At 36.1% G+C, this 15,246-nt stretch carries 14 protein-coding genes and 1 tRNA gene; 11 read left to right on the plus strand and 4 right to left on the minus strand.

What is annotated here, in order from left to right:
• Positions 1–8 precede the first annotated feature (8 nt).
• Entirely contained in the window at positions 9–1,376 is a 1,368-nt protein-coding gene (locus ACSVH9_RS08400; RefSeq protein ID WP_438063335.1) for a RagB/SusD family nutrient uptake outer membrane protein, read from the plus strand.
• A gap of 425 nt (positions 1,377–1,801) precedes the next feature.
• Here ACSVH9_RS08400 and ACSVH9_RS08405 read toward each other — a convergent pair whose 3' ends face one another.
• Both ACSVH9_RS08405 and rocD read right to left on the minus strand, forming a co-directional pair.
• Positions 1,802–2,758, minus strand: coding sequence for an arginase (locus ACSVH9_RS08405; RefSeq protein WP_438063336.1), 957 nt, complete (start codon positions 2,756–2,758; stop codon positions 1,802–1,804).
• An 8-nt stretch (positions 2,759–2,766) separates the two neighbouring features.
• Positions 2,767–4,050: an ornithine--oxo-acid transaminase gene (gene rocD, locus ACSVH9_RS08410; protein WP_438063337.1), complete on the minus strand. Its 1,284-nt coding sequence runs from the start codon at positions 4,048–4,050 to the stop codon at positions 2,767–2,769.
• Between the two features lie 244 nt (positions 4,051–4,294).
• On the opposite strand from rocD, the gene ACSVH9_RS08415 reads away from it, so the two are divergent.
• From ACSVH9_RS08415 to ACSVH9_RS08460, 10 genes are all read left to right on the plus strand, one after another.
• Positions 4,295–4,747, plus strand: a complete 453-nt coding sequence (locus ACSVH9_RS08415; protein WP_159686241.1) for an Lrp/AsnC family transcriptional regulator — start codon at positions 4,295–4,297, stop codon at positions 4,745–4,747.
• Between the two features lie 11 nt (positions 4,748–4,758).
• On the plus strand, positions 4,759–5,853 hold the full coding sequence (locus ACSVH9_RS08420) for a cyanophycinase (protein ID WP_438063338.1): 1,095 nt from the start codon (positions 4,759–4,761) through the stop codon (positions 5,851–5,853).
• A 53-nt stretch (positions 5,854–5,906) separates the two neighbouring features.
• Complete coding sequence (locus ACSVH9_RS08425; RefSeq protein ID WP_438063339.1) at positions 5,907–6,761, plus strand: cyanophycinase; 855 nt, start codon at positions 5,907–5,909, stop codon at positions 6,759–6,761.
• 1 nt (position 6,762) lies between these two features.
• Positions 6,763–8,964: a penicillin acylase family protein gene (locus ACSVH9_RS08430; protein ID WP_438063340.1), complete on the plus strand. Its 2,202-nt coding sequence runs from the start codon at positions 6,763–6,765 to the stop codon at positions 8,962–8,964.
• Between the two features lie 91 nt (positions 8,965–9,055).
• Positions 9,056–9,829, plus strand: coding sequence for a dienelactone hydrolase family protein (locus ACSVH9_RS08435; RefSeq protein WP_438063341.1), 774 nt, complete (start codon positions 9,056–9,058; stop codon positions 9,827–9,829).
• A gap of 83 nt (positions 9,830–9,912) precedes the next feature.
• Positions 9,913–10,926 (plus strand): M28 family metallopeptidase, encoded by a 1,014-nt coding sequence (locus ACSVH9_RS08440; RefSeq protein ID WP_438063342.1) that lies wholly within the window; start codon positions 9,913–9,915, stop codon positions 10,924–10,926.
• Between the two features lie 254 nt (positions 10,927–11,180).
• Positions 11,181–12,182 carry an AlbA family DNA-binding domain-containing protein gene (locus ACSVH9_RS08445; protein WP_438063343.1) on the plus strand — a complete coding sequence of 334 codons (1,002 nt, stop codon included), beginning with the start codon at positions 11,181–11,183 and terminating at the stop codon, positions 12,180–12,182.
• Between the two features lie 206 nt (positions 12,183–12,388).
• On the plus strand, positions 12,389–12,958 hold the full coding sequence (locus ACSVH9_RS08450) for a Crp/Fnr family transcriptional regulator (RefSeq protein WP_159686223.1): 570 nt from the start codon (positions 12,389–12,391) through the stop codon (positions 12,956–12,958).
• 78 nt (positions 12,959–13,036) lie between these two features.
• Positions 13,037–13,390 (plus strand): YciI family protein, encoded by a 354-nt coding sequence (locus ACSVH9_RS08455; RefSeq protein ID WP_438063344.1) that lies wholly within the window; start codon positions 13,037–13,039, stop codon positions 13,388–13,390.
• Positions 13,391–13,401: 11 nt separating this feature from the next.
• On the plus strand, positions 13,402–13,818 hold the full coding sequence (locus ACSVH9_RS08460) for a hypothetical protein (RefSeq protein ID WP_438063345.1): 417 nt from the start codon (positions 13,402–13,404) through the stop codon (positions 13,816–13,818).
• A gap of 403 nt (positions 13,819–14,221) precedes the next feature.
• Here the strand turns inward: ACSVH9_RS08460 and ACSVH9_RS08465 are convergent.
• A tRNA-His gene (locus tag ACSVH9_RS08465) sits at positions 14,222–14,295 on the minus strand.
• A gap of 76 nt (positions 14,296–14,371) precedes the next feature.
• Positions 14,372–15,088 carry a bacillithiol biosynthesis deacetylase BshB1 gene (gene bshB1 / locus ACSVH9_RS08470; RefSeq protein WP_438063346.1) on the minus strand — a complete coding sequence of 239 codons (717 nt, stop codon included), beginning with the start codon at positions 15,086–15,088 and terminating at the stop codon, positions 14,372–14,374.
• Between the last annotated feature and the right edge of the window lie 158 nt (positions 15,089–15,246).

The raw sequence follows: 15,246 nt of genomic DNA on the forward strand, positions 1-15,246 counted from the left end.
AATAAAAAATGAAAGTCAATAAACTAATTATATATTCATTACTTGCAGCTATTTTTGTTAGTTGTGAGAGCGAATTAGAAGTAGATCCTAGACAAAGAGAGGATGCTACAGTAACTTTAAGCACAGAAAGCGGAATAACCAATATACTTACAGGTACCTATGCTATTGCCGCTACTGGTGATCTTTATGGAGGTACAGTTCAAGTTTCTGGTGACTTACTTGCTCAAACAGGAGTTACAGGTACTACAGATTTAAGATGGAGAGGTACTTTTGTTCCTTTTAGACAGATGTACACTAAAACAATGCTTGTAGATAATGGTTTTGCTCAAAACATTTGGGCAAGAGGTTATGAGATAATCAACGCTTCAAATATTGTAATCGAAAACATCGATAAAGTTGCAGATCCTGCTAAACAAACAAGAATGATAGCTGAGGCTAATTTCTTAAAATCTTTAGCTTATTTCGATTTAGTTCGCTTTTTTGCAAAACCATACGAAGCTGGCAAAACAAATAGTCAATTAGGAGTTATAATCAGAGACAAAGCAATCTATGATTATACTAAAGATTATTCTAAAGAAAGAAGCACTGTTGAAGAAGTTTATGCACTAGTTATAGCAGGTTTAAACAAAGCCTATACCGATCTTCCTGCAGACAACAGTTTTTACGCAAATAAATACGCAGCAAAAGCGCTTTTAGCTAGAGTATATTTACAAATGCAAAACTACCCAGCAGCAAGAGATGCAGCTAATGATGTAATTACTAACAGTAGCGCAAAATTGATGGCAACTTATAAAGAAGCATTTAACCACGATGTTAATCAAGCTGAAGATATTTTTGCAATTCAAATTACAAATCAAACTGGAACAAATAACATGATTACTTTTTATGCTTCAGGTATAAATGGTGGACGTGGTGGTGATATTGAATTAAGAACTACTTATTTAAACAAATTTGACGATGTTAATGACGAAAGAAGAAACTTCAATTACATTAACTCAGTAAATGGTCGTAGACTTTCTTCAAAATACACCAATCAGTTTGGTGATGTTCCACTAATTCGTTTAGCAGAAATGTATTTGATTCGTGCTGAAGCAAATTTACAAGCCGGAACAACTGTTGGAGACACTCCTCTTAATGATATTAATAGATTAAGAACTAGAGCAAAAGCAACATTGTTTACCACTGTTACCCTAGCAAATATTCTTCGTGAAAGAGAGCTAGAATTAGGCATGGAAGGTTTCAGAATTCATGATATCAAAAGAACTAAAGGCTCTATAAGTTCTTCTTATGCATGGGATTCAGATTTACTAGTTTTCCCTATACCTCTTAGAGAGACAAACGTAAACACTCTAATCACTCAAAATCCTGGATACTAATAATTTCTTGATTTAGTTAAATGAAACCACTCCAAATTTGGAGTGGTTTTTTTATTGCTTAAATTTAATGCCAACTTAGTGAGATTATAAAAACTCTAAGAATCATTCATTCCTTCCATCTAAAAAAATTAAGTTACACATCGCTGGTTACATTCAAATTTGGAACAGAGAAAACAATATATAATGGTTCCGATTTACAAAAATGAATTGCGATAAATTTCCAATTAACTTTGAGTTTAAATATAATCTATAGTTCTTTACAGCTTTTTTACCAACTATTTTAAACTATACTATCTTAAATACTTTACTTCTTTTATTCAATATTTTTACCATTTAAGATTTGAGTTTAAACCAAAAAAAAAGACTTAAAATCAAAACGATTTTAAGCCTTTTCAACTAAATCAACATATATAAAAAAAACCTACTTACTCAATGGGTAAAACTAATGTGGAAGTAACAGCCTCCAACACCTGAAATGCCGTCTCTGCCATTTTATTCCCTTTGGTATCCAATAAAGGATTCACCTCAACTACTTCAATACAAACTACTTTTTTGGTTTTAATAATTTGATCTATTATTGCAATTACTTCATATTGATCAAATCCTTTGGCTACTGGTGTTCCGGTTCCATACGAAATCAAGTCACAATCCATAGAATCAACATCAAAGGATATATATAAAACTTCACAATGAGACAGCTTTACCAAAGCTTCTGCCACACAAGTTTCTAAACCTCTATAACGTACTTCGTCTACTTTATAATTGCGAATAGACAGTCGTTCCATTTGTTGATCTTCTGCTTCTTCGGTATCGCGAACTCCAAAATACACCAAATTTTCTGGCTGAATTTTAGGTCCTTTGTACCCTATCCTCTTCATTTCTTCCCAATACTTTTGAGTATCAGGGTCGACAGCATTTGTTTTGGATTCTAAATTATCATTTGCCAATGCTGCCGCCAAAGGCATTCCGTGAATATTCCCAGAAGGTGACGTATAAGGCGAATGCAAATCGGCGTGGGCATCAATCCAAATCACCCCAACATTTTGCTCTGGAAATGCAGATTTTATCCCACTAATGGTACCTAAAGCCGAAGAGTGGTCTCCTGAAAGCACAATAGGAAAATAATCCTTTAAGTTTTTCTGAATCGAGTTGTTCAAACGAATACACTGCTCCACTACGTGTTCAATACGCTTGGCTACTGTACTTCTATCTTTATCATAAATTGACTCGTTGTGCGTTTTAATATCTTCAAAAGGAAACTGGTTAAAATAATCACTTCCTTGATTGATGGCTGCAATTTCAATAGCGTCTACCCCTAAATCAGAGCCACGAGTACCCGCTCCGATATCGGATCTATTTTTAATTAATTTAATAGGCTTCATACAACTTCCTAGATAAAGTCATTTAACGCTTTTTCAATAATCGCTAAACACTCTTGAATTTGCTCTTCGGTAATAACCAAAGGTGGTGCAAAACGAATTTTGTTCCCGTGAGTTGGTTTGGCCAACAAACCATAATCTCTAAATCGTAAACAAATATCCCAAGCCAAATCAGAATCTTCATCGCTGTTGATGACAATAGCATTCAACAAACCTTTTCCTCTCACCAAAGCAATCAAAGGATTTTTGGCAGCTATATCATTTAAACCTTGTCTAAGTATGTTTCCTAAACGATCTGCGTTAGCAGCCAAATTCTCATCTTTTATCACTTCCAAAGCAGCAATAGCCACGGCAGCAGCCACTGGATTTCCACCAAAAGTAGACCCGTGTTGCCCTGGTTTAATCACATTCATAATCTCATTATTGGCCAAAACTGCCGATACTGGATACACTCCGCCAGAAATGGCTTTTCCTAGAATAAGAATATCTGGTTTTATCTCAGGTGTTTTTTCACACCCTTTTTCACAAGAACAATTTCCGCAAGTAGCCAATAAACGACCTGTACGAGCGATTCCTGTTTGTACTTCATCGGCAATGAAAAGAGCATTATGCGCTTCACAAAGTGCTTTAGCTTTAGCCAAATACCCTTCAGAAGGCACATATACTCCTGCTTCACCTTGGATAGGCTCCACTAAAAAACCAGCAATATTAGGTGAAGATTGCAACGCTTTTTCTAATGCATCGATATCATCATAAGGTATTCTGATAAAACCTTCGGTGAATGGACCAAAACTTTTACGCGCTCCTTCATCATTAGAAAAAGAGATAATAGTAGTAGTTCTTCCGTGGAAATTATTTTCGCAAACAATCACTTGTGCTTGATTTTCAGGAATACCTTTCACTTCATACGCCCATTTACGACATAATTTTAAAGCCGTCTCTACTGCTTCAGCTCCTGTGTTCATTGGTAAAACTTTGTCAAAGCCGAAATAATCCGTAATATATTCTTCGAATACGCCTAATTTATCATTGTGAAAAGCACGAGAAGTTAAGGTCAACTTTTGAGCTTGCTCTACCATTGCTCCAACAATTTTTGGATGACAATGTCCTTGATTCACGGCTGAATAAGCAGAAAGAAAATCAAAGTATTTTTTCCCATCAACATCCCAGACATAAACTCCTTCCCCTCGCTCTAAAACTACCGGTAACGGATGATAATTATGTGCGCCGTATTGGTCTTCTTTTGCAATCAAAACTTCAGATTTTGAAGAGAGAATTTGTTCTGTATGTATCATTTTATAGGTCTTTAATTAATATTTATGAGACAAAAGTAATATAATTAATTTAAATATTTCTAAAAAAAGTAAATTTTGACTCATTTTTTTCTTTAAAAAAATATTTTTTTGTTTTTTTTGCACTTATTAAAGTCATTTTGTTATTTTTGAAATCGAATTAACGCTTTCATTTTGAAATGAAATAAAAATAATTACTTTTATAAATGAAATAAAAAGTGATTTTAACTTAAAAATACATTTAAAAATGGAAGTATTAGACGAATTTGACATCAATATTATTAAGGAATTAGAGAAAGATGGTAGAATGGCTTTTTCTGCTATTGCCACTAGTCTCAAAATTTCGAATACGATGGTGCATCAACGAATCAACCGATTAATTGACCAAGGAGTAATTACTGGAATCAAACCCGTAATTAACGAGAAAAAAATTGGTTATGACTGGGGTGCTTTTACCGGTATTACCTTAAATAAAGATGCCGATTCAAAAAGAGTTATTGACGAATTGAAAGAAATTCCAGAGATAACCGAATGTTATTTTATTACTGGCTCCTTCACCTTATATATAAAGTTGATTGCAAAAGATCACGAACATATGAGAAAATTGCTGTATGAAAAAATAGATAACATTCCAGGTATAGCCAAAACCGATTCTATAATCGAGTTAGGTTGTGCCTTTAAGCGCAATGTAACCTTATAAACCACTCAATAATGTTCCCTGATTTTCTAACCAAACCAACCAAAAATGGCGTTTTACTAGCTTCTTCTTTTCTTTTATCATTCAGTTTACTGGCTTGTAGTAGTGATTCTAACGAATCCGAAAAACCAACTCCAACCCCTACTACCTACACTCCTATCCCCTCTTCAATAGGAATCGTGGGAGACCCGAAAGATGTTACAGTAACGACTAGTGCTGGGACAGTTTTAATGGGAGGTTCTACTGATGTAGACAGTGCAATGAAATGGATGATTAACAAAAGTATCGGAGGAGATGTAGTAATCATTAGAGCATCAGGGGCAACAGGTTACAATCAATACTTATACGATTTAGTAAAAGTAAATGGCATCCGCCAAGTAAATTCTGTTGAAACCTTACTTATAAATAGTGTAGAACTTGCCAACAATCCAAAAGTAGCGGAACGCATCAAAGAAGCTGAAATGCTATTCATTGCTGGCGGAGACCAAGCCAATTATATTCGATTTTGGAGAAATACTCCTGTAGAAGAAGCACTGAATTACCTAATTAATGTAAAAAAAGTACCCGTTGGCGGAACTAGTGCAGGTTGCGCTATTCTTGGTGAAGCTGTATTTACCGCCGAAAACAACACCATAACTTCCGAGGAAGCGCTTTTAAATCCTTTCAATTCAAAAATTACTTTAGCAAAAAGTGATTTTATCAACAATCCTTTTCTTAAAAATACAATTACCGACACCCATTATAACAACCCTGATAGAAAAGGTAGACAAATCACTTTTCTAGCACGTTTAGCTACTGAATTTAACTGGCAACAACCCAAAGGAATTGGGGTGCAAGAAGAAACAGCCGTTTGTATTGACGAAAACGGTAAAGCGGTAGTTTATGGAACTGGTTTTGCTTATTTTTTGAAAGCCAGTAGCGAAAAACCTGAAAAATGTGTAGCAGGAAGCAAGCTCAATTGGATAAATAACAAGAAAGCCATTCAAGCCTACCTAATTGGAGGAAAAGAAACTGGAAATGGTTCTTTTGATTTGACCAATTGGACCACTGTTTCTGGTGGAATTTATCAAAACATGTACGTTACTGACGGTATTCTTTCTATAGAATAGCCCTACCACTCTATTCCTTCTTGAATATTTTTTTACTATTAATACCATTTATTATGCAATTGCCAAAAGTAAGACTAAACCAACTTTTTATTACCCTACTTTTACTATCAACCACTATAGTTGAAGCTCAAAAAAACAAAGGAAAATTATTCATCATCGGCGGCGGAAAACGCTCTGATGTATTGATGAATCAGATGCTAAAAGTAGCTGATTTAAAAACCAAAGATTTTATTGTAGTGCTTCCAATGTCGAGTGAAGAACCTGATAGTGCCTATATTTATTTCAAAAAACAGTTAAGCAAATTAACCCCACATCCTATCGTGATGCTCAATTTTGACAAAACCAGTAGTCAAAATAAAGTTCTTACCGATTCGCTTCAAAAAGCCAAACTCATTTTCATAAGCGGTGGCGACCAAACCCGTTTTATGGGAGTCGTTCGAGGAACTCCAATATTTGATGCCATTCACAAAGCGCATCAAAACGGCAGTACGATTGCAGGAACTAGCGCTGGTGCAGCTGTGATGTGCGAAAATATGATTACTGGCAACCAAAAATTAGAAACCAAATACACCGAGACCTTTGACAACATCCGTTATGATAATCTTGAAATCAACTCAGGTTTAGGCTTAGTAAAAAACGTTATTATTGACCAACATTTTCTAAAAAGAAGTCGTTATAATCGTTTACTGACAGGCTTAGTTGATTTTCCAAATCACATTGGTATTGGAATTGACGAAAGTACTGCCATTGTCGTGAGAGACAAAAACATAGAAGTGGTAGGTGAAAGCGAAGTCATCGTGGTTAAAAATCCTAAAGAAATCAAGAAAGCGCCAAAGAATCATCTCGTGAGCATCAAATCTTTAGAAATGAGCGTTTTGATTGAAGGTCAAAAATTTAATATTCAATAAAATGAAAACACAACACTATTGGGCGATTGTTTGGTTGCTACTATTGAGTCCAATGACTTCGATTTGGGCACAACAATTAACGGCTTCAGAAGTAAAACGAATGGAGCAACAGGCCAAACAAGTCACCATCATCAGAGACAATTGGGGCATTGCCCACGTGTACGGAAAAACCGATGCTGATGCTGTTTTTGGTATGCTGTATGCGCAATGTGAGGACGACTTTAAGCGTGTCGAGATGAACTATATTGATAAGTTAGGTCGCTTGGCAGAAATAAAAGGAGAAGGCGTTTTGTACAACGATTTGGAAACCCGCTTGCTTATTGACGCAGAAGAAGCCAAAGCCGATTACAAAAAAGCGGCACCTTGGCTCAAAAAATTAATGAATAGTTATGCCGATGCCATCAACTATTACTTGTACAAGCATCCTGAAGTGAAACCATTATTACTAACTCGTTTTGAACCTTGGTTTCCTTTACTTTGGACCGATGGCAGTATTGGCGCAATCAGCACCGCCGATTTAAGCACGGGCGAACTGAAAGCTTTTTACTCTGGCAACAACGACAAAGTAGCTTACATTGAAAGAGATGTAAATGTGCAAACAGGCTCTAATGGATTTGCTATTGCTCCTTCAAAATCGGTGACGGGTAATGCGCTTTTGTACATCAATCCACACACTACTTTTTATTTCAGACCCGAAATCCAAATCAGTAGCCAAGAGGGATTGAACGCTTACGGAGCGGTGACTTGGGGACAGTTTTTTATTTACCAAGGTTTTAATGAAAACTGTGGCTGGATGCATACTTCTTCAAATGTAGACGTGGCCGATATGTATGCAGAAAAAATAGTCGACCAAAAAGGAAAATTATTTTATGAATACGATGGTAAATTATTGCCAGTAAAAGAAAAAAATATCATTCTTAAGTATTTGGATAAAGGACAAATGGCTTCCAAAACCATCAAGACCTATTTTACGATTCACGGTCCGATTATGGGTAAGCGAGACGGAAAATGGATTAGTTTAAAATCCAAAAACCGCAATATGGAAAGTTTGGTGCAAAGTTGGGTGAGAACCAAATCCAAAGATTTCAACGACTACCAAAAAGCGATGGATTTAAAAGCCAATACGTCTAACAATACGGTCTATGCCGACAACAAAGGAAACATTGCTTATTGGCACGGGAACTTTATTCCGATGCGCGACAAAAGTCTCAATTGGGCAAAAGTAGTCGATGGCACCACCTCCAAAACCCAATGGAAAGGTTTGCATCCAGTGTCTGAAACCGTGCATTTGTACAACCCAAGTAACGGGTGGCTCCAAAATTGCAACTCTACACCCTATTCTGTAGCTGGCAATAATAGCCCGAAAGAATCCAACTATTTGCCATATATGGCTCCTGACGGGGAAAACTTTAGAGGAATCAATGCCGTTCGTATTTTTAGCCAAGACAAAAAATACACCTTAGACAATTTGATTGCGGATGGCTACGACACCAAATTGTCAGCTTTTGAAGTGTTACTTCCTGCTTTGATTGCCAATTTTCAAAAAGACGCTCAAGCTCAAGAACCCAAATTCAAAGATTTGGAAGCTCCTATTCAAGTGTTGAAAAATTGGAATTATTACTCCAATATAAATTCTGTGGCGACTACCTTGGCCAATGAATGGGCGTTCAAACTGAATCCAATTTTACAAAAAGTCTACATCGACGAAGGCGAAAAAGACCAAGTAGAAAATATGACCGAGTTTGCCAAAACTGCTGGCATTAATGATATGCTACCACAATTGCGAGAAGTTATACAAGAACTACAAACTAAATTTGGAAAATGGGAAATTCCGTGGGGCGACATTAACCGTTTTCAACGTCCATCGGGAGACATAGACTTAACTTATGACGACAACCAAGAAAGTTTAGCAATGGGCACCGCTTCTGTATTGTGGGGAAGTTTACCTGCTTTCAAAAGTTCGTACCAAAACAACAGCAAAAAACGATATGGTTACAACGGCAACAGCTTTATTTGTGCGGTTGAATTTGGCTCAAAGATAAAAGCAAAATCTTTATTGGCAGGAGGAAATTCGGGCGACCCTAACTCGAAACACTTTTTTGACCAAGCCAAAATGTATCAAAACGCCCAATTCAAAGACGTTTTCTTTTACAAAGAAGACGTTCAAAAAAATGCTGAAAAAACCTATCATCCTGGTGAGTAATCCCAATCGATACTTCAAATGCCCTCGTAAATTTTTCACGAGGGTATTTTTTTTTGAGTAATATTACTGATATTTGTTAAAAACTAACCCTATGAGAAATATTACAGCCCTATTCTTGACGCTACTATTTTGTAGTCTATCAAGTAATGCTCAACTAAAAGCCATTTCCTATCAAGATGGCAATCAAAAACTAAACGGCTTTGCTATTCAACCCAAGAAAAAAAGCAGCCAAAAACCAGGAATTCTAATCCTTCCCGCGTGGAAAGGCATCGATGACCATTCCAAACAAACCGCTATCGAATTGTCAAATCTAGGGTATCACGCCTTTATTGCCGATATTTATGGAGAAGGAAATTATCCAAAAGACAATGCCGAAGCTGGAAAAAATGCGGGTTATTACAAAAAAAACACCGACTTGTACCAGAAAAGAATTAGCCTAGCCTTGGCGCAACTCATTCAATCTGGCGCCAATCCCGATAATATTGCAGTGATAGGTTTTTGCTTTGGTGGAACAGGCGCTTTGGAAGTTGCACGAGGCAATATGAACATCAAAGGAGTGGTATCCTTTCACGGCGGCTTAGGTAAAGATGCGACCCGCGCCACTACTCCAATCCAAGCTAAAGTTTTGGCTTGTCACGGTGCAGATGATCCTTTTGTTCCCAAAGAAGAAATTGCAGCCTTTCAACAAGAAATGCGCGATGCCAAAGCCGATTGGGAAATGATTTATTATGCCAATGCCGTGCACTCCTTTACCGATCCAAACGCAGGAAACGATAACTCCAGAGGAGCCGCTTACAATGAAAAAGCAGCAAAACGTTCCTTCGAACACATGCAACTTTTCTTAAACGAAATTTTAAAAAAATAAAACTTTTTACCGCAAATTCGCAAATTGAAACTATACCAACGAAAAAATAATTTGCGAATCTGCGTTAAATAAAATCCATAAAAATGATCCAAAAAGCACTAGTATGTGCTGTACTTGTTAGCCTTTCCTGTACAGCGCAAAACAAAACCAAAGCAGCACCCATTGAAAAATACCTGGCCACCATTACCCAAACCGACCTAAAAAAACACCTCACAATCGTTGCTTCCGACGAAATGGAAGGACGTGACACAGGAACCGAAGGCCAAAAAAAAGCCGGTCGCTATCTCATCGAACAATACAAGAAAAATGGTATTTCGTTTCCTGATGGTGCTACCGACTATTACCAAAAAGTACCCGCCGCCTTTATGAACACTCGTTACGGATCAAAACTCAATGACTCCGAAAACATTTGGGCCTTCATCAAAGGAACTGAAAAACCGGACGAAATCTTGGTCATTTCTGCCCATTACGACCATGTTGGCGTTAAAAATGGCGACGTTTACAACGGTGCCGACGACGATGGCTCAGGAACTGTGGCGCTTTTAGAAATCGCGCAAGCCTTTCAAATGGCAAAAAAACAAGGTCACGGTCCAAAACGTTCCATCTTAATTTTGCATGTTACAGGCGAAGAACACGGCTTACACGGCTCTCGTTTTTATGCCAAAAACCCATTATTTCCGTTAAAAAACACCATCGCCGACATCAATATTGACATGATTGGGCGTCGCGATTTTGACCATCCCAAAACCAACAATTACGTTTATGTCATTGGCGCCGATAGATTGTCGAGTCAACTGCACGACATCACTGTGGCAGCCAACGAAAAATACACCAAATTGGACTTGGATTTCAAATACAACGACAAGAAGGACCCCAATCATTTTTATGAGCGTTCCGACCATTATAACTTCGCTAAAAATGGCATCCCGTCGGTATTTTTGTTCAATGGCGTACACGAAGACTACCATAAAAAAACCGATGAAGTCAGCAAAATCGAGTTTGATGCCCTAGCCAAAAGAACCCAATTGGCCTTTGCTATGGCTTGGGAATTGGCCAACAGACCCGAACGCATCGTGGTAGACAAACCTTTACAATAGTTGCCTTCTAAGGAGCAGGAAAAACAGGCTCTTTTGCCAACATAGGTCCCGCCATCCGCTGTATCTTTGCTTTTTTAAAGAAAAAAAGCAAAGGATGCCGCTGCTGTCGGGGCTAAAAGGAAACATTTTTGATGATTTAAAAACAAAAAAATAAAGCGAAACGAACTTTCTTTTACCAAGCAATTAGGTTGCAATTAGAGAAAGTTTGTTTTGTCTATATAATAGTTGGCTATAATTTTAAAAAAAACAAGATTATGCAAAAAGTTATCGAAATAATTGAATATGAAAACGAAAGTCACAAAGTAGATTTCAAAAAAACAGAGTATATTTTAGGGAAAGATGCTAAAAAGAATGAAATTCTTAAAGACTTTTCTGCATTTACAAATCACTTATCTGATGAAGAAAAGTACATAATCATTGGTATAAAAGAAAATCAGGATAAAACAAAAGATGTTTTTGGAATTGAAAATCCAACTGATGAAGCTACATATCGTCAGTTTATCAATGAAAATATTGAACCTCAAGTAAATTTTGAATACAATAATTTTACCTACAAGGATAAAACTATTTCCTTTTTTAAGCTATTTGACAACAAAAACCGACCATACTTGTTTAAAAAAGAATGTAAAAATCCAATTAATACCAAAACCGAATTTAAGTATGGAGACGGATTTATTAGAGTTGGAACTTCAACCAACAAAATTGGAAGAAAAGAATTAGATGACATAATCGAGAGTAAAAAGAAATATAAAAATCGACAAGAAGACATCGATATTATTACACACATTGGAAAACCTTCTAGTAAAGAAATGGATAAATGGAATGTAAATTATCTTGATTTAAAATTGATTAATAAATCAAACAAATCAATTGATTTAGATATTGAAATATTTATTAAAAAATCAGAAGAATACACAATTTTATTAGAAGAAGATTTTTTACAGGAAATAAATAAAACTGAAAATAGCCAAGAACAAAAAAGCAATTTTTCACCAATAAACTATTCAGATAATTTTGTTTTTGGCAACCTTCATATTAACGCAGAAGAAAATAAAACTGAATTTATTTTTCAACGTAATCAATTAAAAAATAAGTTTGCTATATCTCTAAAACAAAATTCAGTTTGCGAAAATGTTTTCGATAAATCCATTATTGTCTTAGAAAAAAAATCTAATATAATAGAAGCTAAAGTTATAATTAGAAGTGATGATTTTACAAATGGAGCTTTAATCAAAAACATAACATTTAAAACGTAAAAAACATCATAAAACTAGCACCCACTCCACAAAGACTACCTAATTCGTCGCCCAAGCTGCGAATATCCCCGACTTTGCATAATTGTAGTTTAGTTTTTTTATCCAGACTAGAAAAAATAATTTAAAAAAAAAACGAAGTCCTTAGACTTAGAAGAGCACAGCCAATGCAACTAACTACCTTTCAAACATAAAAAGAAAAATAAGAAATGATAGAAGTTTTACGCAACCATATAACTAGCAGGCTTGGAAATGACATTGCCAATTTAGACAAGGTTCTTTCTTCTTTCAAACACATTAAAACGAAAAGAAACGAGCAACTTTTACAACAAGGCGAACCTTGTCAATACGTTTACTTTATTGCCAAAGGATGTTTGCAGATTTATGTTTACGACAAAGACTTCAACGAAACCACTAGGGACATTGTAATTGAAGACAATTGGTGTTCTGAACTTTTAAGTTTTGGAAGCGGCAAGCCAGCAACAGAAAATATTAGAACAGTTGAACCCTGTGAACTTTTTGCAATTGACAGACAATCTTTTCAAACAATGATGGAGACCGTTCCGCAGTTTGACAAAGTTTACAAACAAATCCTTGAAGCATCTTATGCGAACTCCGTTTATCGCATTAACACTTTTGTTGCTTTGACAGCATTGGAAAGGATAAAGTGGTTAATGGAATACCGCCCTTTGCTAATGACAAGACTTTCAAGCAAACTAATTGCTTCCTATTTAGGCATCAACAAAGACGTTTTTAGCCGACTTAAAACCAAATTATAAAACATCGACTTTTGTCATCATTCAAGGAAGTTTAATTGCTGAAATTTGAATCATTATTAACAATTAAACTTTCAAAAAATGACAGAGTATTTATTATTGTTTCGAAACGCAAGTGCCGACAATGGGTACTTAACAACTTCACAAGATATGGCTGAAGATATGCCCAAATGGCAATCTTGGATTGGCAGTATCGCAATGCAAGGAAAATTGGTTCATACAGCACCAGTCCATTATGACGCCTCAATCGTAACTAACAATCGCGTTGAAGTTGGTCCTCACAAAGAATCTGATAGTGTTTTAGTTTCAGGTTTTTTAATCTGTAAATCTGATAATTTAGAAGAAGTGCAAGAATGGAGCAAGACTTGCCCAATTTTTAAATATCCAAACAGTTCGGTAGAAATAAGACCACTTATACCTTTTCCAACAAATTAAACCTCATTACAATGGACAAGATTTTAAATTTAGGAAAATACATTTTTCCGCTCTCTTTTTTACTTTACGTGGGCTTGCACCTTGGCAAACCTGATGTTGGGGCTTCATTTGTGCCTGACTACATTCCATTTCCACTTTTTTGGAACTACTTCACTTTGGTGTGCATTCTACTATTTATCATAAGTGCTGTTATTGGTAAATACGACAAATTAGCTTATTCTCTAATGGCTTTGTATGTTATTTTAATGGCTATTTTGGTTCACTTACCTCGAGCAATGGGAAATGAATTAGGAACTGAAAATATGACTGCTGATTTAGCAAGGGAAAAAGAATTAGAAATGGTAAACTTTTTCAGAAATATAATGATAACAGGGGCGTTATTAGCTTTTGCTAAATTTGTTGCAAAAGACAAAAGAGTAATTGGATAATTAAAACGATATTTTGATTACCCACTTCACAAAGACTAACTAATTCGTTGAACCAGTTGTTAGAATATCTCGGACTCCCCGCGATTGTAGTTTAGATTTGTAATTCTTTAGGGTCAAAAGTCTCCCTACTATTTATTTGAAATTTTTCAATAGGAATGGGCTTTAGCCCATTCATTAAAATGTGTTTCTTATTCGGCTAAAGCCAATTTGGAGCAAATGCTAATTTAATTCCTCCAGATAAATCTGGAGGCAATTAAAAATGAAAAAACACTGTCCCAAGCTAAATTCCTTTCAGAAAGATTTTCTACTATAAAAAACACTTCACTCAAAAACATAGAAAAAGTATAGCCTTCACTACAAACCACAAAAAAAGCCTTGAATTTCTTCAAGGCTTTTTATTCTGGGTGGCTGACCGGGTTCGAACCGGCGACCCGCGGCACCACAAACCGCTACTCTAACCAGCTGAGCTACAACCACCATTTTGCTTAGCGGTTGCAAATATAGAACAATTGTTTGCTTCTGCAAAGATTTTTTCAAAAAAAATACTAGAATTTTACTTCAAATCACTTAAGCTATTGACAGCCAAATACCTTTCGGCAGTAAAACCTTCGGCGTGTTCGAGTCCTGTTAAACGTCCTAAATCACGGGAACGATAATTCAAGCTTTCCAAGAAGTTTTTACTCGAAATCGGTGATTCGGGTTCTTTGGAATTGGGGTCGTAAAACTGAGAACTATAGGCCAAAATAGCGGCTGTTTTTTGTTCTACATAACCTGTAATATCGACTACAAAATCTGGGACAATGTTTTTCCATTGCATATAATGGTATACTACTTTGGGACGCCACGCTTTTTGTTCTTCGCTATCTAAACTGGTCGCAATCCGAATCAATCCCGATAAAAAACAAGCATCTGAAACCAATTGGCTTCCTTTTGGATGGTCGATATGGCGGTCATCAACGGCGTTACACAACACGATTTCGGGTTGGTATTTGCGAATCATTTTTATGATTTCGAGTTGGTGTGCTTCGTCATTTACAAAAAAGCCATCTCGAAACGCTAGATTCTCTCGCACCGAAACGCCTAAAATAGCAGCGGCAGCGGCAGCTTCTTTGTCTCTAATCTCGGCTGAACCACGTGTACCCAACTCCCCTCTTGTCAAATCTACGATTCCAACTTTTTTCCCTAAAGCAACTTCTTTTAAAATTGTACCTGCGCAGCCCAACTCTACGTCGTCTGGATGCGCGCCAAAGGCTAATATATCTAGTTTCATATATGTAAAATTTATTTGTCAGTGGTCATATATGTTATCGCCTTATATTTATCTGTATTTACTTCAGCAAACTTATTACTAATGGCGATTTCATAAATTATTATTTAAACAGCTAAGACTGTTGTTGACTTTGTATGATTAAAATTTTCTCTTTTACC

It is taken from the genome of Flavobacterium sp. RSSB_23 (genome assembly GCF_051547145.1).
In the GTDB taxonomy this organism is placed as follows: Bacteria; Bacteroidota; Bacteroidia; order Flavobacteriales; family Flavobacteriaceae; genus Flavobacterium.

What these genes read in the sequence shown, in the direction of transcription:
- ACSVH9_RS08400 (WP_438063335.1), top strand. Translation starts at nt 9, where the DNA reads ATGAAAGTCAATAAACTAATTATATATTCATTACTTGCAGCTATTTTT.
- ACSVH9_RS08405 (WP_438063336.1), bottom strand. Translation starts at nt 2,758, where the DNA reads ATGAAGCCTATTAAATTAATTAAAAATAGATCCGATATCGGAGCGGGT.
- rocD (WP_438063337.1), bottom strand. Translation starts at nt 4,050, where the DNA reads ATGATACATACAGAACAAATTCTCTCTTCAAAATCTGAAGTTTTGATT.
- ACSVH9_RS08415 (WP_159686241.1), top strand. Translation starts at nt 4,295, where the DNA reads ATGGAAGTATTAGACGAATTTGACATCAATATTATTAAGGAATTAGAG.
- ACSVH9_RS08420 (WP_438063338.1), top strand. Translation starts at nt 4,759, where the DNA reads ATGTTCCCTGATTTTCTAACCAAACCAACCAAAAATGGCGTTTTACTA.
- ACSVH9_RS08425 (WP_438063339.1), top strand. Translation starts at nt 5,907, where the DNA reads ATGCAATTGCCAAAAGTAAGACTAAACCAACTTTTTATTACCCTACTT.
- ACSVH9_RS08430 (WP_438063340.1), top strand. Translation starts at nt 6,763, where the DNA reads ATGAAAACACAACACTATTGGGCGATTGTTTGGTTGCTACTATTGAGT.
- ACSVH9_RS08435 (WP_438063341.1), top strand. Translation starts at nt 9,056, where the DNA reads ATGAGAAATATTACAGCCCTATTCTTGACGCTACTATTTTGTAGTCTA.
- ACSVH9_RS08440 (WP_438063342.1), top strand. Translation starts at nt 9,913, where the DNA reads ATGATCCAAAAAGCACTAGTATGTGCTGTACTTGTTAGCCTTTCCTGT.
- ACSVH9_RS08445 (WP_438063343.1), top strand. Translation starts at nt 11,181, where the DNA reads ATGCAAAAAGTTATCGAAATAATTGAATATGAAAACGAAAGTCACAAA.
- ACSVH9_RS08450 (WP_159686223.1), top strand. Translation starts at nt 12,389, where the DNA reads ATGATAGAAGTTTTACGCAACCATATAACTAGCAGGCTTGGAAATGAC.
- ACSVH9_RS08455 (WP_438063344.1), top strand. Translation starts at nt 13,037, where the DNA reads ATGACAGAGTATTTATTATTGTTTCGAAACGCAAGTGCCGACAATGGG.
- ACSVH9_RS08460 (WP_438063345.1), top strand. Translation starts at nt 13,402, where the DNA reads ATGGACAAGATTTTAAATTTAGGAAAATACATTTTTCCGCTCTCTTTT.
- bshB1 (WP_438063346.1), bottom strand. Translation starts at nt 15,088, where the DNA reads ATGAAACTAGATATATTAGCCTTTGGCGCGCATCCAGACGACGTAGAG.